The sequence below is a fragment of the Oceanobacillus aidingensis genome (assembly GCF_042654105.1).
In the GTDB taxonomy this organism is placed as follows: domain Bacteria; phylum Bacillota; class Bacilli; order Bacillales; family Amphibacillaceae; genus Oceanobacillus; species Oceanobacillus oncorhynchi.
This window is the reverse complement of the sequence record NZ_JBHSFT010000001.1, coordinates 456,361-480,082: the sequence shown is the minus strand read 5'-3', so window position 1 is coordinate 480,082 and position 23,722 is coordinate 456,361. Positions and strand designations below refer to the sequence as shown.

Here is a 23,722-nt window from a genome sequence, read left to right as displayed (position 1 = left end):
TCTCCTTTAAATTTTTTTATTTATTTAACTCTGCCCACTGTTTTTCAAAATTCGTAAATGGATCATCATCTTCTTTTATTTCGTGGACAACAGAGCCTTCCGGTGTGTTCCAGTTTTTATAGATAAGGTAAAGTGCATAAGCCGCTGCAACGCCTAAAACAGCATAAATGTTAGAGAATGTGATGCTTAATACGATTAACCCTAAAATCACCCATCCTATTTTTGCGGCAACTGAATCTGTTTTAATAAATTTTTTAAAGCATACATAAAGTAAGCCTACACTTAACACCAGCAATACCATCGGTCCTAAATTTGCAAGAAGGACAAGCACTGCAATGAGTCCTCCGATAAACAACATGAATTTTTTCATTTTGTTTTTCCCCTTTCGTTATCTTATCTTTATCTTATCGGTTCTAACGAGTTTTCGTAATGAGCCTGAGAAATATCTTTATCTACGCCTTAAGGTCTATTTGCATCTAATCCATGGTTAAGGGAGTATTCAAAAGAGACAATAATGAAGGTGGTCAGCAGCTTACAGTATCCTCGAACTGGGAAGATTTATGTGTCGTAAAGATAAAATTGGACAGACAGTGACTTTAAATAAGCTTATAGCAGTGTTGTTAAAAACTTTTTTTGGAAGTGATGTTCAAATTAAAGTTTATGGAAACAACGTACTTTTTCTTTTATACGCGCTTTTACTTCTACACTCCCCTCATAAAAAAACAACTAACACATCAACTACCTTTTTATATAAGATAGTTGACAATTATCTTTCATTCAACTATAGTGTATTATAAGATAGTTAAGGAGGTACGACATGTCAGTATCTGATCAGATGATGAAGGGATTATTAGACGGTGCAATACTAGGACTGATTTCACAAGGAGAAACGTATGGATATGAAATCCTTGAGAAATTAAAAGAACGAGATTTTCCGGAAATCAGTGACGGAAGTATCTATCCTGTCCTTCTTCGCTTAAGCAAAAAAGGGTATGTTCAAACCGAACTTAAAAAATCCGATACGGGCGGACCGAAACGAAAATACTACACCATTACAGATAAAGGATTAGAAGAATTAGCTGTATTTCGTAATAAATGGTCTTATTTGAATAAGGGGATGAATAATTTGATGAGGAGTGTGGAGGATGCTAAGTAAAGAAGCGGAGAAATTCTTATTGAATTTGCGTCTGGAATTAATGAGCCGGGGAAAAAAGGATAAAGATATTCAAGAAATAGAAGAAGAATTGCGAGATCATTTAAAAGAAGCAGAAGCACATGGACAAAGTGTCGAAAGCATTACCGGAGGATCTGTCAAAGATTATATCCGTTCCATTTCCGAAGAACTGCCGCGGGATAAAGGCTTTATAAAATACAGTATTTTATTGCTTATCTATTTGCTGGGGGTATTTATCTTTCCCGATTTAATTAGCGGGGATTTCGAGTTAAATACCAGTGTCATCCTTTATAACCTTGCAGTGCTGGCTATCGGAACAGTTGGTACAATTATTATTGTAAAAAAAATCGTTCGAAAATACGGGGATAGTAAAAAAACCTATATTAGCTATGGAATTTTCTTTTCCCTTTTCACAGCATCTATGGTCGGCGCACAGTTTATTATCCGAAACTACCCGGGATTCGTTATCGCAGAAAGTAATCAAACTGTAAACCTTATTATCGGGGCTATTCTCTTAAGCATATTCATTATCGTTCCGCTTATTATGAAACAAGGCTTTTTGGCTCTGTTTATATTCTTAATCTGCTTGCCCGAGATCATTGCTAAAATAGCGACCGGCGGCAGCAGCCCAGAGAGCGAATCTTATGTATGGATCTCTGCCATTGTATTTTTTGTTATCGCTATTACTGCGATAGGAATTTTAATATACACATCGAAAAAAGAGGATAAAAAGACCTCTAATTAATAATTTTATAACGAAGCAGCCCGTATAATACAGAAAACGTGCTGCTTTTTACGTTTATTTTTTTCATTTCTCCAATCGTTTCTCCATCTGCTCCCCAATTTCCTCAGAATCAGAATCCCCTTCCTTCTTCAAATGATCAATAATACGCTGATAATCTGTTTCGTTCCGATTCTGACTTAATTTATACGCAGCCTGCACCTCTGTCACTTTTATCTCAAAACCCACAATGGCTTTCAACTGCGCATCCAATAGCTTCGGCGTGTAACCCTCCACTGAAAAAGAAGGATCCCGATGGTTTTCATATGTATCCGATAACGTTTTTAACGACTCTCGAAGTTCATCTTCTTCCATTATCCGCGGCGTTCCATACATATGGACAGCCTGATAATTCCATGTCGGAACATTCTCATGGGAATACCATGTCGATGAAACATAAGCGTGAGGCCCTTGAAATATTACTAATGCATTATCAACGCTTTCAAATGTTTTCCATTGCGGGTTGGCATATGCCAGGTGTCCAATAATTCGATAATCACCATTCGCCCTGCTTACAGTTACTGGCAGATGTGTTGCAACCGGTATATTATTTTCTGTTGTCACCAGTGTTGCAAAAGAATGCTGTTTGACAAATTCCCATATTTCTTTCGTATCTGTTACTTTAAAACGCTTCGGTACATACATTGTCTGCCTCCTTTAAGCGTATACTTTCAGTGTTTTCGTCATGATATAATCCGTCTGTTCATCGCTTCCCATAAAAAAGGAATGTGACCCCGTCTGTACAAAGCCATTCTTTTCATAAAAAAGAAGTGCCTGTTTATTATATTCCCAAACTCCCAGCCATACTTTTTTCTTCTTTTTGTCCTTCGCTATTTCAATTGCTTTATCCATCAAATAGTTGCCTAATCCCTTTCGCTGGAACCCGCTTCGAATATAAATCCGTTCTATCTCCAGGGTACCCTCTCCAACCTCTTCTGATTGCGCATCATCGGTATTCACTTTCATGTATCCAGCAAGCTGGTCATTATAAAAGATGAAAAAGAATGTTGAATTACTCTGTGACATTTCCTTTTGAAGCTTCTCCAATGTATATGCATTTTCTAAATACGCTTGCATATTCTCCGGTGTATTCTGTTCTTGAAAGGTTTCCGTAAATGTTTCGATACTGATTTCTTGGAGCGCCTGCAAATCATCCTGACTGCAAACTTTTATTTTGATAGTCATCTTTCTATCTTCCCTTCGTCCCATTTAATACGCACGCTTATTCCCCTTCTTCACAAATTCCCAGTCTACTTCCATGTTTTTTCGAACCTTTTCGAGTAAATAAACAAGGTTTGCTGCTTCTTCCTCTGTCAGCCCTTCTAAGGCAACTTGATTAGAGTAATCATTTTCTTTTTTGATCATTGGATAAATACTTTCTCCCTTTTCTGTAGGGAACAGTTTTTTTATCTTTCTGTTATTCGCATCCGGCTTCTTGTGAATAAAACCATTTGTCTCCAATTTTTTGATGGCGCGGGCTGCTGTTGTCCGGTCCACTTTAATCATTTCAGCGAGCTTTTCTTGAATAATACCCGGATTTTCACAAATACGGACCAGATATAAATATTGACCTTTGGTAAGATTATATTCTTTAAACTCAATGTTGCTGATAGAATCGAGCGCTCTCGCAATCATTCCAATTTCACGCAGGATTTCAGCCATGCTTTCACCCCCGGCGATTTCTGTTATACACAAATTTTAATTTATTTTTGTTGTATATACAACAAAAAACAGCGAGATTAAAGTTGTTCGCTGAGTCCGGATACTTATTACTCCATATTCCCTTCCCTGCCCACTCCTACAGTTAAAGCTACAGACTTTTTCTTTCAGAAAATCGATAATAGAATTGGCAAGTATTTCTAGAGGGGGAGGGTTTTGTTTAAAAAACAGGTGATGACTGTCAGCTTCTCACAGTCATCACCTGTTTTTTAAATTTCTATTTCACTGGACCATCTGTTACTTTAGTCAGTGTCTCATTGATTCCGAACACTTTTGCCCGTACATTCTCCAGCCCAAATTGTGCCAATCGTTTTGTATGCATATCTAAATATTTCTCAGCAGCTTCTTTTGTTTCAAAAACATAAACGCCGCCAGCTTCTTTTGCATCCGGATTTTCTGTCCATATTTTCCATTGGAAGCCTTCCTCTTCGCGAATGCTCATTGCTAAATCATGGAATGCAGTTGCCATCTCTTCACCAAAAGATCCTTCCATCGTAAAATCGATTTGTAAAATATATGACATTCTTACGCACCTCTCTTATTTTTTAAGGGTATAATAATTTTCTCCAAGAAGATTATGAACCTGATAATCTTCCGCTTCCAGTTCTTTCTCAGCAAAGCTGCGGACTTGGCTGTGCTCCAGGTCATATAGTACTTCCACTTCTTTAGAGAATAAAAGGTTCTCCTGTTTTAATAACTTTGCAAATGCAGGAGTCTGTTTCGGCTGCAGTCTGTCTTCTGGAAGCACCTGCTGCAGACCTCTGACATAGTCATCAAATGCACGGGCACCGACTATTTTAATTCCTTGTCCTTCCTGATTCACCATAATAATCGTCGGGAATCCTCTGACACCAAGATTGTCTTTCAGGTTGAAGTCTTCCTCCAGCAATTGATGGTCCCAGAGCGGAATTAGCCTGCTGAACAATTTTTTCTCCATCCAGACCCAATCCTTCTATCAGTTCAACAAGTATTTTAGAATCGGAGATGTTCTGGTTAAAAGCAAATAATGCTTCTCTTGCATGTCTCAAAAACGTATACGCCAGATTGTCATTGTATTCTTTTTGAATTACTTTAAAAACGCGGGACGGCGGATAAGATGAGGTAATATAGTCATCCGCCATTAATGACCCATCAATCGGCATTCTTGAATGCTGCCCAACCTCTTTCCAATGCGCTACGACGTCAGCTGGCCCTGATATGCCATTAGCCGGGTCAACTGGCGTATCACTCCATTTTTCCAAAAGTCCGCCCATCACAGTATGAAACTTAAAATACGATCCAAATTGCAGCTGAAAACGCCGTAATACCGGCTCGAGCGCCCAGCAATGAGAACAAATCGGATCTGTCACATAATAGATATCAATCTCTTTCTTGGGCTGGTTGAATTGAACTGCCTCCATTTCTTCCCCGTCAGCTTCTCCACACAGACCTGTTTCCACATCACATACCATATTTTTTGACTCATTCTTCAATCTCCTTATTCTAAATTACTTTAAATAGCAGCTATTCCATACTAATTTCTTTTGTTTAGATGATTCTTATTCTATTATAGGATACAAGCAATAACATAAAAACCAATAAACTTCTCGATTTATCGTATATACAACATATTTTGAAAACTGTTGAAAAACAGGAGGGGATACAAGTGGCTGAAGAAAAAACAGATTTAAGAATATTACGGACGCGAAGACTCATTATGGATGCATTTATTGCCCTTTCCGAGAAGAAAGAGTTCAATGATATCCGCATCACCGATATTACTGAAGCAGCGATGGTCAATCGCGCTACTTTCTACTATCACTATGAAGATAAATATGATTTATTAGAAAAAGTGTTATCTGAAGTCCTGCTTTTTAATGTAGACACGAAAGCAATCCATCAAATGACATGGGGGGACCATGCTGCTACCCAGTTATTTATTGCGGTGGCAAACTTTCAAACCACTTTATCATCTCGCTGTCACCAAGGGTATGAGGAAACAATTGCGCGTATTATTAGAGAACATTTGGCAGTTATCATCTATCCGCTGCTGCAAAAAGAGAATCCCGCTAAAAAAGAAGACATCCTTCGTAAAATGGCAGCCATCCTAAGCTGGACCATTTACGGAGCTTCTGTGGAATGGAAAAAAAGTACCTTGTCTCCTGAAGCATTCATTCAACCGCTGCTTCCTTTTATTCTGCATAAACTGGAATGAGGACACAGGTGAAATGAGGTAAAATGAAGAGAATTAGGAAGGAATGAACTAAAATGCATAAACAAAAAATGATTTCTGGTTTACTTATTTCATTAGGCGGCCTCATATCCGCTATCCAGTTCTTTTTTATCTATTCCAGTTTAGACAGTTATGCGTTTTCCGGTATAGATACGATTTTTCCATTCTTCCCAATCATTGAATTGACTTTCGGATTCCTTGATCTCGTAAGCGGTATCTTCCATACAGGGTATATGATATATACATTCATTATTATGTGTGCAGCTATTATTGTCTTTTTCCTCGGGATTATCATGTCAGTCAAACCGCATATATCCGTAGCTGTCATTGCCATGATTTTTTCTCTGTTTCTTGGAAGCATTATCCCTTTATTGCTTACTTTATCTGGGGGATGCTTAGGATTATATGCCATTTTAAATGAAACGCAACAAGTCTCGAAGGACGATGAATCTAGAGCATAAATAACACCTGTTAACCGTCATTGAACCTGCCCATATGAAGTGAAGAGAGTAGATATAAAAGAAGAACCAATTTATAAAGGTTCTTCTTTTATAAAGCGTCTGCAAACAAGAGATACATATAACACTATCCTTTGTTGTTATCTTTTTAATAAAACATACTTGGTTTATATAAAATTCACGCTGTCATTTGCAAACAATAAGTTATTTTTTTAAAGAAGACAAGAAAACATCTTGCGCCGCCTTCACCCCGGCGCCGCTCTCGAATGAATACGAGAAGTCCTGCAAGCCCGCTTCAATCAAGGACACTGCTTGTAATATATCGCTTGGGAAGCAATACCCCATATGTCCAAATCGAAAAACTTTACCCTGAAGATGGCCAAGACCGCCTGCAAAATCAAGATGATACTTTTTCTTTAAATGTACTAAAAAGTCGGAAAGTTCCACTCCTTTTGGAGCGCAGATCGTTGTTAATGTTGGGGATGCATGCTCATCACTTGTTAACAAGTCAATAGAGAGAGCTCTCATGGCTTCCCGAACCATATTCTTCATGAGTTCATGACGTTCTACAGTTTTTGAAAATCCGCCCTCTTCCTCTATTAAATCGCAAACAGCAGATAATCCCATAATCAATGAAATCGCAGGTGTATTTGGGGTCATTGATTTTTCTGCCCAATCACGATAGCTTAATAAATCTAAATAATAAACTGTCGTACCATTTGCCTCTATGACCTTCCATGCCCTTTCACTTACAGCCACAAAAGCAAGTCCCGGCGGAAGCATGATTGCTTTTTGCGAGCCTGTCACTAAAATGTCGATTCCCCATTGGTCCATTTCTGCCGGAGCGCCTCCAATACAGCTTACCCCATCCACAATAAATAGCGCATCTGAGTGCTCGTGTACTGCTTCTGCTAATTGCTTGACCGGGTTTAAAATCCCTGTAGACGTTTCATTATAAGTAACAATAACCGCCTTGATTCCGGATAAGGGTTTTAAAAAGTTTGCGAGCTCTTCTTTCGTACACGCTTCGCCCCAGTTTTTTTCAAGCTTATGAACATGCAGACCATGCTTCTCGCAAATTGAAACAAAATAATCCCCAAAAGCTCCTATCGTGACAACAACTACTTCATCACCAGCGGAAGCAGTATTGGCCACAGCCGCTTCTAAAGCTGCCGTACCGCCTGAAGGAAGCAGCATAATATCCTGTTTCGTTCCGAATAAGGTTTTCACACGTTCCGTTGTTTCCCGATATAGCCTGGTAAACTCCTCGGAACGATGGCTGATCATATTTTGTCCCATTGCCATTTCCACTTTTTTAGGTATTGGTGTAGGCCCGGGATGTCTAAGAATATTGGAATACATAACTTTTCTCCTCTCTACTCTTTCATTCTAATTTCGCATATTTAAGTAAATTATCAATTATCTGAATCTATATTAGAAATAGTATCATTGTTCCTTTATAAAGTATAGTTTACGCTTTCCATTTAATAATAAAAACTTTCCAGTTTAACTTTCATATCTTTTCCATTTTGAGAAGCAGCGGAAGGTTTACAATCATTTTGGTATAGAAAAGAATCATTATCTAAAATAATTATTTACTCCAAGAAAATGATGTATGTAGATAATTGTCCATATTAAAACGCAGAGAGACATTGACAACAAAAATACTCTCTGTGTTTTAATATGGACTTTTTATTTAACCTCTGTTTTCTTCACTACAGCTCCCAGCGAGCATTCAAAATGTCCCAGCGCCCAATCATGCCCTGCCTGGTTAAAGGAAGCAACCGCATCTTTATACACAATAATGCGAAAACCCTTATTATAAGCATCTACTGCGGTATGCAGCACACAAATATCGGTACATACACCAACCAGATGTACTTCTTCAATATTTCTTTCCCGTAATTTTATTTCTAAATCTGTGCCGGCAAAGGCAGAATATCTTGTTTTATCCAGATAATATACGTTTTCTTTATCCCGATTTGCTTCATATGTTTCCTGCAGCTGTCCATATAGGTCCCTTCCGCTTGTCCCACGGATATTATGGGGCGGAAACAGCTTCTGTTCTGGATGATAAGCATCGTCTTTATCATGCACATCTACTGCAAAAACGGTATAATCGCCTTCCTTGATAAATCGCTCCGTTATAGCAACCATCCTATTTTCCAAATCCTGACCGGGTTTCCCGCATGTTAATGCGCCGTCATCTGCCACAAAATCTACCGTATAATCAATATTTATCAATGCTTTTTTCATGAATTATTCCTCATTTCTTAAATGTTATGAAGCTGGTAATGATAATTAATGAATGCTATTTTATCTCTCCATCAGTTACTTTTCCCAATCCTCCAGTACACCCCAAGCAATATCCGGTTCTCCATTCAACGATTTCATCGTGCCTACATATACTTTATTTGTTGATTTGCCAATTTCCATATAGTGTTTCATCATTTCTTTCGTAGTGGCAGTGACTGCCTGATGAGCAATATCCTGCGCATTCACCCAAGATAACTCTCCTTCATCACTTTCAAGTAGATTAGAATGGACTGATACGCTTCCAAAATAGACATATTGGATTCTAATTTCACTGTTATTTCTCATTCTGTGTACAACATAGCGAAGTCTCAGATTGTTTAACTGCTTCTCTGTTAATCCTGTTTCTTCTTTAATCTCTCTTATACATGCATGATATGGTGTATTTATTTCCCCCGTTTCCATATGTCCGCCAATCGGAACTTTCCTCCCGGGGAGAAAGGGGCTATTTGATTTTTTCTGAATAAACAAAACTTCCTGCTTATCATTAAAAAGAAAAGCGACCGCCATTTGCCGAAGCTTCATTATATTTCCTCCCGCCATTTTAATTTGATAAAGCTTCTATACAAATAATAACCGCCCTTTTTAAATCATCATGGCTCCAGCTGGGGATTTTTCCATGCTCGATTGCAAGCTCATGGGAGGCAGGAAGATGAATAAAACCAGCAGCTAGATGGCGGTTATTTGTCTTCACATAATGCAAAGCTTGATACATTACATGATTACAAAGATAGGTTCCCGCTGTGTTCGAGATTTCAGCAGGAAGACCTTGAGCTTGTAATTGTTCAACCATCCTGCTTATCGGCAATGTAGAGAAAAGTCCGTCTGCTCCATCCTCTTGTATCACTTCATTTTCCGGCTTGTAACCTTGATTATCCCTGGGTCCGTCATTCACATTAATGGCAATGCGTTCTGGATTAACCTTGAACCTGCCGCCGGCAAGCCCAAGCAAAATAATAGCATCAGGTTTCGTCTCCTCTATTAATTGGAGGAGCTGCTTCCCAGCCTTACGAAAATCTACAGATAACACATGGGAGATAACCGTGTAATCACCCATCACTGCCCCGTTTAATTCTCCTGCAATTTTCTTCGTTGGATTCACAGAAAAATCGAGAAAGGGTTCAAACCCAGTTAACAACAGCTTTTTTGTCATCTACTGCACCTGCCTTGTTTAAAAATATATATTTGATTTCAGTATAGCATACGATATGTGATTTCTAATTGAATGTAATCACTAAACCCACCTCATCATAACCGTCCCGATATACAGACGCTGCCTCTTCCAACAATGCAGTAAACCATGATTTCAACTGCGATTCATCCACCTGTTGAAACCATAAAATGCTTTATCTTAACAGTTAACGATATATCGTTAACTTTAAAGTAAAAAATAATAACAGGAGGAATATATTATGTTTCAACGAGACGAACATCCCTTTTTCCAAAAGCAGGCTCATTTTAATCATCATCCTTTTGCTGGAGACAACACATTTCATAAGGATTTCTTAAAACGGAATAAATTGGGAATGGGGAATGAACACTTTGAAACACGAGGTGGGCCTCATTTCTTTGCAGGACATGACGCTAGAGGCGGAGGCCGTGGCGGCGAACGTTTTTTCAAACGCGGAGATATTAAAATTGTTTTGCTGAAGATATTACAAAAACAGCCAAGACATGGCTATGACATTATCAAGGTGCTGGAAGAAAAATTTAAGGGATTTTATTCACCCAGCCCCGGCTCGGTTTACCCGACCCTGCAAATGCTGGAGGATCAGGATTTTGTAGAAGCCGTTAAAGAGGGCAGGAAAAAGGTATATCATATTACCGAGGAAGGCAATGCCTATTTAGACCAACATCAGAAGGAGGACCCGTTTGTTTCACGGATGAATCAATTTGAAAATGTAGATATTGAGGAAATGCAGCACTTACGATCTGACATGCAACAGCTATTCCATGATTTCTTTAAGACAGGTCGCCAGGTTATGGACAATCCCGAAAAGAAAAAGCAGCTGCAGGAGCTGCTTGAAAAAACACGGGAAGAGCTTTTAGAGATTGCTGGTAATGAGAAAACAACGGATGATGAATAATCTAAAACTTCATTCCATGGGTGCAAAAAAACATGGAATGAAGTTTTACTTTATCATTTATTTAATCTATCTGCTGCAACAGCCAAGCTGAATACCTGTATAGATACAAAGATATTAGCTGCCATTGCTAGAATATACATACATCATTTCCGAAACCGATACCCCACGCCCCAAATCGTTTCAATAAACTGCGGCAAGGACGGATTCTCCTCTATCTTCTCCCGGATTTTCCGGATATGAACCGTCACGGTCGTATTATCTCCGACAGCATCATATCCCCAAATTTGTTCAAATAAATGCTCTTTCGTGAAAACGATATTCGGATGAGATGCTAGAAAATACAATAAGTCATACTCTTTTGCAGTAAATATTTTCTCTTCATTATCCAGAAAAACCCGTCGTGAATCAGAATCCATCATCAAGTTCCTAATATGAATTTCATTTAATTTCTTATCACGTTTGGTTAAGCGGTCGTATCTTGCCATATGTGCTTTCACTCTTGCGATCAGTTCATTCGGATTAAACGGTTTTACAATATAATCATCCGCTCCTCTGCCAAACCCGCGGATTTTATCAATATCTTCTTTTCTGGCCGTCACCATCAATATGGGCACATCCAATGTCGCCCGCAGCTTTTCACATAAATCAAAACCATCGATACCCGGCAGCATGAGATCTAATAAAATAAGGCTGTAGGAATTCGCCGCTGCAAGTTTCAATCCCTCTTCTCCCGTTGCAGCAATATCACTCTCAATTCCATTTATCTCCAAGTAGTCTCTTTCTAATTCTGCAATATCCTTCTCATCTTCAATAATCAATACACGTTGCATTTACATCATCCTTTTCAATGTAAAATAGATACTCGTTCCTTGCCCGCGCCGGCTCTCTGCCCAAATCTCTCCCCCATGCGCTTGAATGATTTTCGCAGCAATCGATAACCCCAGACCGCTTCCGCCGGTTGCAGAGTTCCTCGACGCATCTGTCCGGTAAAAGCTTTCGAAAATATAAGGAATATCCTCCTCCCTTATACCACTGCCATTATCTCTCATTTCTACAACGATTCTATCTGTATCAGATGTCAAATTCACTTGAATTTCCTTCTGCTTTTTATCGATATATTTTAAGCTGTTTTGAATAATATTCATCACAACTCTTCGTAATTTTTCCCGGTCTGCTTCTACCATATAGTCTTTCTTAGGATCAGCTGCTAAAATCGCTTTCCCTTGTTCCTTTTCTAAATTAAAGGCCAGTTCCTCCATAAAATCCGCATAGAAGGCATATAAATCTACTTTTTCAAATTGAAATGCTTCCTTCTTTAAATCAAGTTTGGAGTATAGAAATAATTCATCAATCAGTCCGTCCATATCATTGGCTGTTCTATAAATCGTATCCATATACCTGTCCAGCTTCTCCGGCGTGTTCGCTACCCCATCTTGAATCCCTTTCACATAGCCTTTGATGGAGGTCAGCGGTGTTTTAAAATCATGAGAGATACTGGCAATCAGCTCCTGCCGGTTCGCTTCATACCGCTTTTGCTCTCTATCCGCTTCTTTCAATTTAAGGCGCATGGTCTCAAATGTATTCGCAAGCTCGCCTAACTCATCTTTTTTATCCGACTGGACGCTGTATTCCAAATCGCCTTCACTGATTTTTTTAGCTGCAGTTGATAATTTAGAAATAGGGTTGATAATACTCCTGGACATAAAATAGGTCAATAAACCATTGGTCAGGATTAAAATAAGAGCAATCGCGATAAATCGAAATTGAACAAAAACCTTTAAATCATCCCCTTGCGGATTGCCGTTAAAAACAACAAATAGGAGATAGCCGAGAACAATTTCTGCTATCAACAATAAAGCACCCGGGATAAGAATCATCGCTATATTAGATAAAATCAGCCGTTTTCTGATAGACAATGGAAACACCTTCTTTCCCTTCTATTATAATAAAATCCAGGCTGCCATGCTGTAAAAAGAAGAGACAGCTGTCCCTTCTTTTATCCTTGACGAAATGTCTCGAATCTATAAAAGGGCGCTTTTCCTTCGTTCGGAAAAACGCGTTTTCCAAAACAACTATCCCTTTTTATATGGTATTGCTGCAGCAATGACACCCAGTACAAATCCCCAAACAATATTAGTAATAAAAACACTGACCAATGCAATTGGATTTGTCAATGGCCCCTGTAATCCGCCGTCAAGAACAGGCGACAGGATACCGCTTAGGATAATTGCAAAAGCTGCGTAGCTGACGCCTGCTAAAACAAGCACTGGAATTGGATTAGATACTCTTTTCTTGATAACAATCAGAATCCAGGCTATGGAGATTAGGATTATCATCGCAATACTTCCTATCGCTTCACTGCCAAAGATATGGATCAATCCGGTTATTTTCATCAATGGTCTGATAAGTGCTAACACACCTAATCCTAAAATAAGTGTTCTAGTTTGCTGCTTTGCTTGGTTAGTTGTCATTTACAGTCATTCCCTTTCCAAATATATTTTCGGCTTGCTTTCACGCTCCCCGTTTAGTTGTCTTCTGCATCATTCGATAGAATAGATATTACAGCCCGTCTATTATTAATTTCTAAAGCATTTATTAAATTTTTCTTAAACTGCAGGGAAACGTCTAGTTAATGAAAGAAAAGAAAGTCGATAACCGCAAAAATCCCGCTTTCCAATAAAGGAAAGCGGGATTTTCATGTATTATGAAGCAATGCTAATGAAATTATGCTGGGTGGTGCTGGACAAATATTTCAAATGTAGATATTTCCGAACCAAGAATTAGATTGTTCTCTTTTTCTTGTTTGTCCTGTGATTCATGGGCTTTTCTAGTTTCTCTGCTTTCTCTCCAAACTTCAAAAGAAGCGTGATCTTCCCATGTTGTGCAGACCTGCAGCTCATCATATTCCTCTGTGTTCTCTTTTATCAGTACCTCCATGAATACAAATCCATTAAAGGTATGCACCGATTTCGCCTTGCTGAATAACGCTGCGACCTCATTTACTTTTCCTTTTTTGACGCGTAATGTATTTACAACTTTAATCATCGTTCACAGCCTCCTTTGATTTGGATAATCATCCTTGTATCTATTCTAATACCGCCCCTGCTTGTTTTCCACCCATTTCCGCATGCTGAATGAGCGAGATGCCATGCGGAACTCTTGCATGAAGCGCACTTTGCTGACTTTCAACAATATCATGAACAAATGTCATTTGTATACCGTTCATTCTGGCTATACATTAAACTGATGAAAAAACTTAGCAGCTCTGAAACAGCTGCTACTTGATTTATCACGGAAATATTTTCATAAAAATAACTTAACAGATAGATAAAGCAGCAAGAAATAGGCAATGCAAAATATAGATATCGATATACTATGTTTAGGGCGATGATACTTATATTCCGCATCCATGTTTTCTCCGTCACTTTCAATATAATTTAGAATTTGCTCATATGTTTTTAAGTTATGGTTATGAATGATACTTTTTTTATACTTTTCTGTTCGATAACCTGCATAAAGGCCAGCTCCTGCAAAAGGAAGCAGCACAAGAAAACCATACATATCGAAATAACGGAAACTGGGGATGATCAACAAAGCCAGCGCACCAAAAGAAATGAGCATTATTGTACTCCATTGATTAAACCGCATTAAATGAATCTCATTTTTCATTTCTTTGACATCTCCTTTCACCAAATGATCAATTGTTACATCAAAAAGAATACTCATTCGCAACAGCATTTCAATATCCGGGTAATTATTCCCCCTTTCCCAATTTGACACCGAATTACGACTTACGTAGACTTTTTCAGCTAAATCTTCTTGAGTTAACCCATCTCGCTTCCTGTAGTATTGAATTTGTTTGCCTATTTCCATGAAACGGTACCTCCTGTATGTAAATTAACAAGTCTCCTTGGTTCTCACCGCCAAAACAATGGTGCATTCAACACAAATCGTGAAATTTCCCATGCCAAAATCGTTGTGCATGGGTTTTATTTATATCATTATGCAGTAAAAATCACATCTAAGAATATTTCCGGGGAAATAATGTCGAAAAAAGTCACATGTATTAGTTTAACGGATGGTAAGACTCCATATGCAAATGGATATACCGCATCATTCTACCATATTCAAAATAAAAAGAAATATATCATTTCCCAAAGCACAATAGAACAAAGTATGGCGATTTATGGAAGTAACAGCTGCGAGATGATATAAAACCCCCTCCTTTAAAACAGAAATCCTAACATAAAACACCTCTCATCACGCAACCTGACAAGGTTAAAGTGAGTTTGTGAAAAATTACACAAATATGTAACAGGTTTTTTTATCACAAATACGCCGAAAAATGCTATGCTTAAATCAGAAAAAACAAAGGGGTGATAAAAATGATTCTAAATGAATGGAAAGAGTTTAACACGGATGCTGAATCGTACTCACAAGAAATCTTTGAACAGCATATCGGCGACACTTTTGAAGCGATGTGTCTGGAAGAAGGTCATGACATACCAAATTATATTTGGACGAAGCATTATACCGTCGTTATCAAACCGAATACATGTCTCATTAAAGATATAGCTTTTGTCAAAGTCCCCCGTCACCCGTCAACAATGTAGTTTTATTTTTTTGGAATATCATGCTCAATGTTTCACAAACTAATATAAAGGAGCTTTTAACATGATTACAAAAGAGCAGATGAAACAGGAAGTAACCGTTGAGGAAAGTATTGATAAGCTGGTCCAGAACGCTCAGACAGCATTAACCGAAATGCGGCAGTTAAATCAGGAGCAAATCGATAACATTGTAAAGGAAATGGCGCTTGCAGGATTAGATCAGCACATGGAGCTCGCAAAATTAGCTGTCGAGGAAACCGGCCGCGGCGTCTATGAGGATAAGATCATCAAAAATATCTTCGCCACCGAATATGTCTATCATAATATCAAGTATGATAAAACGATTGGTGTCATCAGCAAAGATGAGCAGGAGGGCATGATTGAAATAGCTGAACCAATTGGTGTGATAGCCGGTGTAACGCCTGTAACGAACCCGACTTCTACCACCTTATTTAAATCTATTATATCTATTAAAACAGGAAACCCGATCATCTTTGCCTTTCATCCATCTGCCCAAAAATGCAGCTCGGAAGCGGCAAGAGTTGTCCATGAAGCAGCTGTTAAAGCCGGGGCGCCAAGAAATTGTATTCAGTGGATTGAAAAGCCGTCTATTAAAGCAACGCAGGCACTCATGAAGCATAACGGCGTCGCAACCATTCTGGCAACTGGAGGACCGGGAATGGTGAAATCGGCATACAGCTCCGGAAAACCGGCATTAGGCGTAGGAGCCGGCAATGTTCCCTGCTATATCGAAAAGTCAGTCAATGTGAAACGTGCAGTTAATGATGTCATTCTATCTAAATCCTTTGATAACGGCATGATTTGTGCCTCTGAACAAGCAATCATCGTCGATAAAGAAATCTATGAGCAGGTAAAACAGGAAATGATAGATAACAACGTATATTTCTTAAACAAAGAGGAAAAAGCAAAGGTAGAAAAGCTGGTCATTAATGCGGACACCTGTGCCGTGAACTCTGTTATTGTTGGTATGAAAGCATCGAAAATTGCTGAGATGGCTGGTATTCAAGTTCCTCAGGATACGAAAATACTTGTTGCTGAATTAACCGGTGTGGGAGCCGAGCATCCGCTTTCCCGCGAGAAGCTGAGCCCCGTCTTAGCTGCTTATAAAGTAAACGGCACCGAAGAAGGGCTGCAGCGCGCGGAGGAAATGCTGGAATTTGGAGGTTTGGGACATTCTGCCGTACTTCATTCAGATAATCAAGAGATACAGGATGCTTTCGGTAAAAGGATGAAAGCAGGACGAATCATCTTAAATGCCCCATCTTCTCACGGAGCGATTGGCGATATCTATAATGCTTATATGCCATCACTGACACTTGGCTGCGGCTCATACGGCGGCAACTCTGTTTCCTCCAATGTAGGGGCAATGCATTTAATGAACATTAAAAAAATGGCGAGAAGGAATGTAAATATGCAATGGTTCAAGGTACCTCCTAAAATCTATTTCGAAAAAAATGCGGTTCAATATCTGGCGAAAATGCCAAATATATCTAAAGCTTTTATCGTTACCGATCCGATGATGGTGGAATTAGGCTATGTTGACAAGGTGCTCTATTATCTGCGCAGACGCCCGGATTATGTTCACTGTGAAATCTTCTCTGATGTAGAAGCAGACCCATCAAAGGATACCGTCATGCGCGGCGCAGCAGCAATCGATGCCTTTCACCCAGATGTCATTATTGCACTTGGAGGCGGGTCAGCAATGGATGCAGCTAAAGGAATGTGGCTGTTCCATGAACATCCAGACACAGAATTTAATGGGTTAAAGCAAAAGTTTATGGATATTCGTAAACGCGTCTATCAATATCCGAAGCTGGGTCAGCAGGCACAGTTTGTCGCGATTCCGACTACATCCGGAACAGGCTCTGAGGTGACTTCCTTCTCAGTAATTACCGATAAAGAGACCAATACAAAATATCCATTAGCAGATTATGAATTAACACCGGATGTAGCGATTATTGACCCGCAATTTGTCATGACGGTGCCAAAAACGGTTACAGCAGATACCGGAATGGACGTATTGACCCATGCGATTGAAGCTTATGTTTCAAATATGGCTAATGACTATACGGACGGACTGGCAATCAAAGCGATTCAGCTGGTGTTTGAATACCTGCCTCAAGCGTACCATGATGGCAGTAACGCTTTAGCAAGAGAAAAAATGCATAATGCTTCTACGATAGCCGGTATGGCATTCGCCAATGCGTTCTTAGGAATCAACCACAGCCTGGCCCATAAATTAGGAGCCCAATTCCATATTGCACATGGCCGCGCCAATGCTATTCTCTTGCCGCACGTGATTCGATATAATGCCAAGAAACCGACAAAATTCGTTTCATTCCCTAAATATGAGCATTTTATCGCTGACAAACGCTATGCAGAGATTGCACGTGTATTAGGGCTGCCAGCAGCAACAACAAAACAGGGAGTAGAAAGTCTTGTGCAGGCCATCTACCAATTAGCAGAAGAATTAAATATTCCGATGAGCATCGCGGAAAATGGTGTCGATGCCAAAGAATTTGAAGCGCAGGCAGATGACCTTGCCGACCGTGCCTTCGAGGATCAATGTACCACAGCGAATCCTAAATTGCCGCTTGTAACGGAATTGGCTGAGGTTTACCGCCAGGCGTATAAGGGATAGTTCATAGCAATAGATAAAGCATAAGAACGGTATAGCGAATAGAGCTATGCCGTTTTTTTCGTGTGTTATAACATCTAAAAGTATGTTATATTATTAGATAATGATTTTCTAAATAAAACAGAAGAATTTATGAAGGAGGAAGGCGATGAAGGAAATCACAGCGTATATCAGTAAAAACCTGCAAACCATCCGCAAAGAACGGGGCTTAAGTTTAGATAAAACGGCGAAACTCACTGAAGTAAGTAAAGCCATGCTTGCACAAATCGAGCGCGGAGACTCTGTCCCAACAGTAACCACACTCTGGAAAATTGCCAATGGTCTGAAAGTATCCTTTTCATCTCTGATCAGTCAACAGACAAATCCGATTAGAGTGATTAAAAAACAAGACAGATATTTGGTTACCGAAGCAGAAAACCATTATAGAGTCCATGCAGCTGTACCATTTTCCCCGGAAAAGCAATTTGAAGTTTTTATGGTTGAGCTGGACCCTGAAAATGAACATAAATCATCTCCTCACAATCCAGGTGTGGAAGAGCACGTATTTGTACAAGAGGGTCAATTAGAAATGGATATTGACGGTACTGTCGAAAAAATTGAAGAAGGAGAAGCAATTATTTTTAACGGGAATCAAACCCATATCTACAGAAATATCGGTGACAAGATACTTCACCTTCTTGTTTTAATCTATTATGCAAAATAAATAGTTTCCATTGTTTGAAAGCGAGTGAATGAAATATGTCTTTAAATGAACATCTATCTACGTTGAAATATGCCTTCCCAAAAACGTTGCCGATACTGGCAGGGTTTACTTTTTTAGGCATTGCTTATGGCGTTTACATGCATTCTTTAGGGTTTCCGCCAATCTATGCCATCCTCATGAGTGTTCTTATTTTCGCCGGTTCCATGGAATTTGTAGCCGGAAGTCTGCTATTAGGGGCATTTAACCCATTCAGTGCATTTCTATTAACGCTAATGATTAATGCCAGACACCTTTTCTATGGTATCTCTATGTTAGATAAGTTCAAAGGAACCGGCAAGAAAAAAATGTATCTCATCTATGGGATGTGTGACGAATCCTTTGTTATTAACAATACCGCCCGCACACCTTCGGATATAAATAGCGGATGGTTTATGTTCTATGTCACCTTATTAAATCAAATCTATTGGGTCAGCGGCGCCACTGTCGGCAGTTTATTCAGTTCGCTGATTACCTTTAATACGGATGGTCTGGAATTCGTGATGACGGCCTTGTTCGTGGTTATCTTTTTAGACCAGTGGATGAAAGAGCGCAATCATATCAGCTCCCTCATCGGGATAGCCGCTTCCGTTTTATGTTTAATTCTATTTGGCACAGAAAACTTTATAATTCCTGCCATGCTTATCATCTTGATTTTTCTGAGCATCATTAAAAAGTTCATTACAAAAAATGAGGTGATTTCATCATGATGTCAATCACCCAGCAAATCATTATGATTGCTTGTGTAGTTGCAGGCACCTTGTTAACGAGATTCCTGCCGTTTATAATTTTTAAAGCAGATAAGCCTACGCCAAAATATATTAAATACTTAGGATACGTCTTACCGCCAGCTGTATTTGGATTATTGGTTGTTTATTCCTTAAAAGATGTGCAGGTTACATCATTAGAAGGCTTCCTGCCAGAGCTTCTGGCAATTGGGTTAATTATTGGCCTGCACTATTGGAAGCGGAGCATGCTGCTGTCTATTGCGGGCGGGACCATATTTTATATGGTTTTGGTACAGGTTGTTTTTTGATGTGAGAAAACGAGGGTTAAGTAAACATACCTTCTGCTTGATTATATTCGCATTTTAATTACTTATAGAGGATAGGCAGTAAGCACACATCACAAATAGCGTTTCACTGCATATCCTCTATTATTTTTGTTCTGCTTTATTCAAGGTTAGCATGCTTACCATACATCTTATGTGAATCCAACCCTTTTTTCTCCATACAGCGCAGAATCAAGGCATCATAAAATAATAAGGATGTTTGTTCAAAAAGAGAGCCCATCGGCTGAATCGTCTTATAATCGCCTTCAGACTGATCTTTCGTTACCCCTGGTAATTCAATCGTAATATCAGCTAACTCACCAATAGTGGATTGAGGAGAAATGGTTACAGCCGCAACAATTCCTCCAAGGCTTTTTGCTTTCTCAGCAATAGCTCCTAATGTTTTCGTTTCCCCTGAGCCTGATCCGATGATTAATAAATCATCCTTCTCTAAATTAGCCGTTACCGTCTCCCCTACTGCATATGCTTCCAGACCCATATGCATCATTCGCATGACAAGGGATTTCGCCATGAATCCGGATCTTCCTGCACCAGCCACAAAAACCTTCTCGGATGCTAATATCTGATTTACTAATTTCTCCGTTTCTAAATCAGAAATAAGTTCTGCTGTTTGACTAAGTTCTTGAACAATGTTGGTTAAATATTGGGTTGTTTTCATCTTTACATTACCCTTGCAACATTAATTCTTTCATTTCGCTTGCAGCAGCTTTTTTATCTTCTTTACTTGTGATTCCTCCGCCTACGATAACTAAATCTGGCTGATGCTTCACGACTTCAGCAAGTGTTTCTAATTTGATTCCGCCTGCAATCGCTGTTTTTGCATTCTTGACAACGCTCTTGATGGTGTGCAGATCTTCAAAGGAATTTTGCCCTACAGCTTGCAGATCATATCCTGTATGAACGCAAATATAATCCGCACCGAGTTCATCCAGCTCTTTTGCACGCGTTTCGATATCTTTTACAGCAATCATATCCACCAGGATTTGTTTGCCCTGCTTTTTCGCTTCTTCTACAGCGCCTTTAATGGACTCATCCTCTGCAGCACCAAGAATGGTGATAATATCCGCACCGGCAGCAGAAGCTTGGCTTACCTCGTATCCAGCCGCATCCATAATTTTTAAGTCTGCTAATACTGTTAAGTCAGGAAAAGCAGCCTTTACTTCCTTCACCGCTTTTAGTCCTTCATTAATCACGACAGGTGTTCCAATCTCTACCACATCGACATGCTCTTCTACCTCTTTTATTAAATCAATTGCTCCTGGAATATCGACAAGATCTAGCGCTAATTGTAATTTCATTATTTTCGCTCCCTCATTTTCTAAATTTATTGTGCTAAATGGTTTTTAGAAGGAAAGCTCACGTATTACCGCTTCAAACCCTATTTACGCATCAGCATGTCATCAAGTATACTGAGTATATCTAGAAATGAGAAGTACGCACTTTTACCGCATATAGTGCTAAAAAGTATACTATTGATTGAAATAAAGCGGAGGTGAAGGAAATGCCGAATTTAGGAGAGAGAACTTTTAATTGTGAAAAGGAATTAACACTTGCGGTCATTGGCGGGAAGTGGAAAATGCTGATTTTATGGCATCTGGGCAAGGAAGGGACAAAACGTTTTGGTGAATTAAAGGCGCTGATGCCCGGGATTACCCAAAGAATGCTTGTTAATCAATTACGCGAGCTGGAAGACCATTTAATCGTTCACCGTGAAGTATATCCCGTTGTTCCGCCCAAAGTAGAGTATTCTCTTACAGAGCACGGCGAAAAGCTGTTGCCGATTTTAGATGCGATGTATGAATGGGGCAAGGATTATATTGAGAATGTGTTAGAAAAAGAGGATCAGACTTCTATGAAATAGATACATTCTTGTTAACATGCTATGTGGTAATTATTTTTTATCACGCTTCATTTACAGCAAATGTATGCCCAAGCCTTGAACAGCGATAATCGTTCAAGGCTTTTTATGCGCTTCATTATTTTAGCCCTTTTGCAATAAACTCGAAAAAGGACTAAAATAATCAAATAGACACTTAACCAATCCATGACAATACACATTGGTTCGACAAATTTGTTTAACTGCCCTTTTTTCGGCAGAAAATACGACTGTAATTTACATACATAAGGTGATGCATACAATGACAGAAACGATTCGTAAACCATGGTTGTTCATTTTAACGATTGGGCTTGGAACACTGCTCAATCCATTAAACTCATCGATGATTTCAGTGGCATTAACACGATTACAGAATGAATTTACATTAACCTTCGCGGATGCTTCCTGGCTGATTTCTATCTTTTACCTCGCAAGCGCAGCGGGGCAGCCTGTCATGGGCAAATTGAGTGATATGTTTGGTCCGAAAAAGCTGTTTATGGCCGGGCTCATTATCGTAGCAGCCGCATCGATATTAGCTTCCTTTTCACCAAACTACCCGTTTCTATTGGGTTGCCGTGCCTTGCAGGCGATTGGGAGTTCGACTTTATTCCCCAGCGGCATGAGTATGGTTCGGACACATATTACAAAAGGACAAGGAAAAGCATTGGCTGTATTATCAATCTTTGCTTCCACATCTGCTGCTTTTGGTCCTTCTATTGGCGGTTTTTTAGTAGCTTCTTGGGATTGGCATTCCATTTTCCTGATTAATTTTCCGTTTATTATTTTATCCTTTTTACTGGCTCTTTTTATTTTGCCGAATACAGGACAAGGAGAATTTGAAGCAAAACGGATTGATTTCAGCGGCATCCTTCTATTTATTATCGCGATTGTAGGATTGATTCTGTTCTTGCTTTCGCTGGATCAGAACATTCGCTGGTGGGCGTTATTGCTCTTCCTGTCTGCTGCGGTCGGCTTTTACTTTTTCGAGCTTAAGCAGGAAGAACCCTTTATTGATGTCAAAGGGTTAACGAAAAATCGCTATGTTTCTTTTATTTACTTACAATTCATGAGTATTAACCTGATACATTATTGTTTCTTTTTTGGGTTTCCAACTTATCTGCAGCAGGTTCGTGAATACAGCGAGCAGCATACGGGCGTAATTATGTTGTCCCTGGCAGGGTTCGGTGTCATTGTTTCGCCCTTAGCCGGCCGTCTGATTGATAAATACGGTTCTAAACTGCCGATGGTCATCGGTGCTTTCTTGCTTTTAGGCGGTACCGGTCTGCTATTAACATATAATGATGGCTCTCCTTTGATCTGGCTGATTATTATTATGGCTGTCCTTGGCATGAGTAACGGATTTAATAATATCTCTGCACAAACAGCACTTTATGAACATGTGGACCCAGAGGATACAGGATCCGCTTCCGGTTTATTTCAAACCAGCCGCTATTTGGGGTCGATTTTATCCTCCAGCCTGCTTGGCTTAACATTTAATCGTCATTTAGATACAGAGCACCTGCATCTCGTTGCAATGGTTTGTTTTGTCTTTTGTATAGTTGTTGTGGCTCTGGCGTTTAAGCTTCCAGGGAAATTGCGGGGTAAAGACGCATAGGAAAAACAGCAGTCCTCTATTTTAAAATAATGGAGGATCGCTGTTTTTAACCTTATCTGCTTCATTCACAGCGAATGTCCAGGCTTCTTTCTTTAATCATTCTGCTTAGGAAGTAATTGATAAAAATAGTAATATGCCAATTTTAAATGCACTTCCTCTGATATCTTTTGATTTCTTTTCCTTGTTTTTTGGTGACACTACGAACGTTACGAGACTTGAATAAACCTGCACTTTGTGTATAATGGAAATTAACTTCATTATATGAGAATGTTTTCTAGGGTTCCGCAATGCAAATTGGTCTGGTCCGAGAGAAAACTCACAGCTTGAGCTGTGCCACGGAAGGATAAAAGCCTGGGAGAGACTGTTTATACAGTTGTCTCCCAGGTTTTTTTGTTTTTTATTGGAAA

At 39.3% G+C, this 23,722-nt stretch carries 29 protein-coding genes, 1 pseudogene and 1 riboswitch; of the genes and pseudogenes, 12 read left to right on the top strand and 18 right to left on the bottom strand.

Annotation, left to right across the window (positions count from 1 at the left end; genetic code table 11):
* Positions 1-16 precede the first annotated feature (16 nt).
* On the bottom strand, positions 17-370 hold the full coding sequence (locus ACFO3P_RS02395) for a lmo0954 family membrane protein (RefSeq protein ID WP_368901874.1): 354 nt from the start codon (positions 368-370) through the stop codon (positions 17-19).
* Between the two features lie 447 nt (positions 371-817).
* On the opposite strand from ACFO3P_RS02395, the gene ACFO3P_RS02390 reads away from it, so the two are divergent.
* Entirely contained in the window at positions 818-1,156 is a 339-nt protein-coding gene (locus tag ACFO3P_RS02390) for a PadR family transcriptional regulator (protein WP_042530912.1), read from the top strand.
* Entirely contained in the window at positions 1,146-1,919 is a 774-nt protein-coding gene (locus ACFO3P_RS02385; protein WP_379542127.1) for a hypothetical protein, read from the top strand. Before ACFO3P_RS02390 ends, ACFO3P_RS02385 begins: the two co-directional genes overlap by 11 nt.
* Positions 1,920-1,982: 63 nt before the next feature.
* On the opposite strand, the gene ACFO3P_RS02380 is transcribed toward ACFO3P_RS02385, so the two are convergent.
* The 5 genes and pseudogenes from ACFO3P_RS02380 to ACFO3P_RS02360 form a co-directional block, all read right to left on the bottom strand.
* Positions 1,983-2,600 (bottom strand): FMN-binding negative transcriptional regulator, encoded by a 618-nt coding sequence (locus ACFO3P_RS02380; RefSeq protein ID WP_193064213.1) that lies wholly within the window; start codon positions 2,598-2,600, stop codon positions 1,983-1,985.
* A gap of 12 nt (positions 2,601-2,612) precedes the next feature.
* Positions 2,613-3,140 (bottom strand): spermidine/spermine N(1)-acetyltransferase, encoded by a 528-nt coding sequence (gene paiA, locus ACFO3P_RS02375; protein ID WP_193064212.1) that lies wholly within the window; start codon positions 3,138-3,140, stop codon positions 2,613-2,615.
* Between the two features lie 24 nt (positions 3,141-3,164).
* Entirely contained in the window at positions 3,165-3,617 is a 453-nt protein-coding gene (locus ACFO3P_RS02370) for a MarR family winged helix-turn-helix transcriptional regulator (protein ID WP_193064211.1), read from the bottom strand.
* 274 nt (positions 3,618-3,891) lie between these two features.
* Positions 3,892-4,197 carry a monooxygenase gene (locus tag ACFO3P_RS02365; protein ID WP_193064210.1) on the bottom strand — a complete coding sequence of 102 codons (306 nt, stop codon included), beginning with the start codon at positions 4,195-4,197 and terminating at the stop codon, positions 3,892-3,894.
* A 15-nt stretch (positions 4,198-4,212) separates the two neighbouring features.
* A pseudogene (locus tag ACFO3P_RS02360) lies at positions 4,213-5,146 on the bottom strand (DsbA family protein).
* Positions 5,147-5,319: 173 nt separating this feature from the next.
* On the opposite strand from ACFO3P_RS02360, the gene ACFO3P_RS02355 reads away from it, so the two are divergent.
* Positions 5,320-5,868, top strand: a complete 549-nt coding sequence (locus ACFO3P_RS02355; RefSeq protein WP_193064209.1) for a TetR/AcrR family transcriptional regulator — start codon at positions 5,320-5,322, stop codon at positions 5,866-5,868.
* 53 nt (positions 5,869-5,921) lie between these two features.
* Positions 5,922-6,347, top strand: a complete 426-nt coding sequence (locus ACFO3P_RS02350) for a hypothetical protein (RefSeq protein ID WP_193064208.1) — start codon at positions 5,922-5,924, stop codon at positions 6,345-6,347.
* A 201-nt stretch (positions 6,348-6,548) separates the two neighbouring features.
* On the opposite strand, the gene ACFO3P_RS02345 is transcribed toward ACFO3P_RS02350, so the two are convergent.
* From ACFO3P_RS02345 to ACFO3P_RS02330, 4 genes are all read right to left on the bottom strand, one after another.
* Positions 6,549-7,706, bottom strand: a complete 1,158-nt coding sequence (locus ACFO3P_RS02345; protein ID WP_193064207.1) for a pyridoxal-phosphate-dependent aminotransferase family protein — start codon at positions 7,704-7,706, stop codon at positions 6,549-6,551.
* A 330-nt stretch (positions 7,707-8,036) separates the two neighbouring features.
* Complete coding sequence (locus ACFO3P_RS02340) at positions 8,037-8,600, bottom strand: cysteine hydrolase family protein (RefSeq protein ID WP_193064206.1); 564 nt, start codon at positions 8,598-8,600, stop codon at positions 8,037-8,039.
* A gap of 75 nt (positions 8,601-8,675) precedes the next feature.
* Positions 8,676-9,182, bottom strand: coding sequence for an NUDIX domain-containing protein (locus ACFO3P_RS02335; RefSeq protein WP_193064205.1), 507 nt, complete (start codon positions 9,180-9,182; stop codon positions 8,676-8,678).
* Between the two features lie 19 nt (positions 9,183-9,201).
* On the bottom strand, positions 9,202-9,810 hold the full coding sequence (locus ACFO3P_RS02330; RefSeq protein ID WP_193064204.1) for a pyroglutamyl-peptidase I: 609 nt from the start codon (positions 9,808-9,810) through the stop codon (positions 9,202-9,204).
* A 259-nt stretch (positions 9,811-10,069) separates the two neighbouring features.
* Here ACFO3P_RS02330 and ACFO3P_RS02325 point away from each other — a divergent pair, with 259 nt between their 5' ends.
* Positions 10,070-10,744, top strand: coding sequence for a PadR family transcriptional regulator (locus ACFO3P_RS02325; RefSeq protein WP_193064203.1), 675 nt, complete (start codon positions 10,070-10,072; stop codon positions 10,742-10,744).
* Positions 10,745-10,887: 143 nt separating this feature from the next.
* Here ACFO3P_RS02325 and ACFO3P_RS02320 read toward each other — a convergent pair whose 3' ends face one another.
* The 6 genes from ACFO3P_RS02320 to ACFO3P_RS02295 form a co-directional block, all read right to left on the bottom strand.
* Complete coding sequence (locus ACFO3P_RS02320; protein ID WP_042530893.1) at positions 10,888-11,574, bottom strand: response regulator transcription factor; 687 nt, start codon at positions 11,572-11,574, stop codon at positions 10,888-10,890.
* A complete protein-coding gene (locus ACFO3P_RS02315; RefSeq protein ID WP_379542125.1) occupies positions 11,575-12,669 on the bottom strand; it encodes a sensor histidine kinase in 1,095 nt (364 codons plus the stop codon).
* Between the two features lie 147 nt (positions 12,670-12,816).
* Positions 12,817-13,215 (bottom strand): hypothetical protein, encoded by a 399-nt coding sequence (locus ACFO3P_RS02310; RefSeq protein WP_042530887.1) that lies wholly within the window; start codon positions 13,213-13,215, stop codon positions 12,817-12,819.
* Positions 13,216-13,468: 253 nt separating this feature from the next.
* Complete coding sequence (locus ACFO3P_RS02305) at positions 13,469-13,789, bottom strand: antibiotic biosynthesis monooxygenase (RefSeq protein ID WP_193064233.1); 321 nt, start codon at positions 13,787-13,789, stop codon at positions 13,469-13,471.
* Between the two features lie 40 nt (positions 13,790-13,829).
* The gene (locus ACFO3P_RS02300; protein WP_264299295.1) at positions 13,830-13,955 is read right to left on the bottom strand and encodes a hypothetical protein; all 126 of its coding nucleotides are present in this window, start codon (positions 13,953-13,955) and stop codon (positions 13,830-13,832) included.
* A gap of 92 nt (positions 13,956-14,047) precedes the next feature.
* Complete coding sequence (locus ACFO3P_RS02295; protein ID WP_042530882.1) at positions 14,048-14,617, bottom strand: helix-turn-helix domain-containing protein; 570 nt, start codon at positions 14,615-14,617, stop codon at positions 14,048-14,050.
* 512 nt (positions 14,618-15,129) lie between these two features.
* On the opposite strand from ACFO3P_RS02295, the gene ACFO3P_RS02290 reads away from it, so the two are divergent.
* From ACFO3P_RS02290 to ACFO3P_RS02270, 5 genes are all read left to right on the top strand, one after another.
* Complete coding sequence (locus tag ACFO3P_RS02290; protein WP_042530880.1) at positions 15,130-15,357, top strand: hypothetical protein; 228 nt, start codon at positions 15,130-15,132, stop codon at positions 15,355-15,357.
* 61 nt (positions 15,358-15,418) lie between these two features.
* Complete coding sequence (gene adhE, locus ACFO3P_RS02285) at positions 15,419-18,016, top strand: bifunctional acetaldehyde-CoA/alcohol dehydrogenase (protein WP_193064202.1); 2,598 nt, start codon at positions 15,419-15,421, stop codon at positions 18,014-18,016.
* Between the two features lie 145 nt (positions 18,017-18,161).
* Positions 18,162-18,716, top strand: coding sequence for a helix-turn-helix domain-containing protein (locus tag ACFO3P_RS02280; RefSeq protein ID WP_193064201.1), 555 nt, complete (start codon positions 18,162-18,164; stop codon positions 18,714-18,716).
* Between the two features lie 35 nt (positions 18,717-18,751).
* Positions 18,752-19,462, top strand: coding sequence for an AzlC family ABC transporter permease (locus ACFO3P_RS02275; protein WP_193064200.1), 711 nt, complete (start codon positions 18,752-18,754; stop codon positions 19,460-19,462).
* Positions 19,462-19,788 (top strand): branched-chain amino acid transporter permease, encoded by a 327-nt coding sequence (locus tag ACFO3P_RS02270; protein ID WP_193064232.1) that lies wholly within the window; start codon positions 19,462-19,464, stop codon positions 19,786-19,788. The genes ACFO3P_RS02275 and ACFO3P_RS02270 overlap by 1 nt, the downstream gene beginning before the upstream one ends.
* Before the next feature lie 136 nt (positions 19,789-19,924).
* On the opposite strand, the gene hxlB is transcribed toward ACFO3P_RS02270, so the two are convergent.
* Both hxlB and hxlA read right to left on the bottom strand, forming a co-directional pair.
* Positions 19,925-20,482 carry a 6-phospho-3-hexuloisomerase gene (gene hxlB, locus ACFO3P_RS02265; protein ID WP_193064199.1) on the bottom strand — a complete coding sequence of 186 codons (558 nt, stop codon included), beginning with the start codon at positions 20,480-20,482 and terminating at the stop codon, positions 19,925-19,927.
* 7 nt (positions 20,483-20,489) lie between these two features.
* Entirely contained in the window at positions 20,490-21,122 is a 633-nt protein-coding gene (gene hxlA, locus ACFO3P_RS02260) for a 3-hexulose-6-phosphate synthase (RefSeq protein WP_193064198.1), read from the bottom strand.
* Positions 21,123-21,325: 203 nt separating this feature from the next.
* On the opposite strand from hxlA, the gene ACFO3P_RS02255 reads away from it, so the two are divergent.
* On the top strand, positions 21,326-21,685 hold the full coding sequence (locus ACFO3P_RS02255; RefSeq protein WP_193064197.1) for a winged helix-turn-helix transcriptional regulator: 360 nt from the start codon (positions 21,326-21,328) through the stop codon (positions 21,683-21,685).
* Between the two features lie 277 nt (positions 21,686-21,962).
* Positions 21,963-23,315 (top strand): MFS transporter, encoded by a 1,353-nt coding sequence (locus ACFO3P_RS02250; protein WP_193064196.1) that lies wholly within the window; start codon positions 21,963-21,965, stop codon positions 23,313-23,315.
* Between the two features lie 263 nt (positions 23,316-23,578).
* A riboswitch (guanidine-I (ykkC/yxkD leader) is annotated at positions 23,579-23,675 on the top strand.
* Positions 23,676-23,722: the final 47 nt, after the last annotated feature.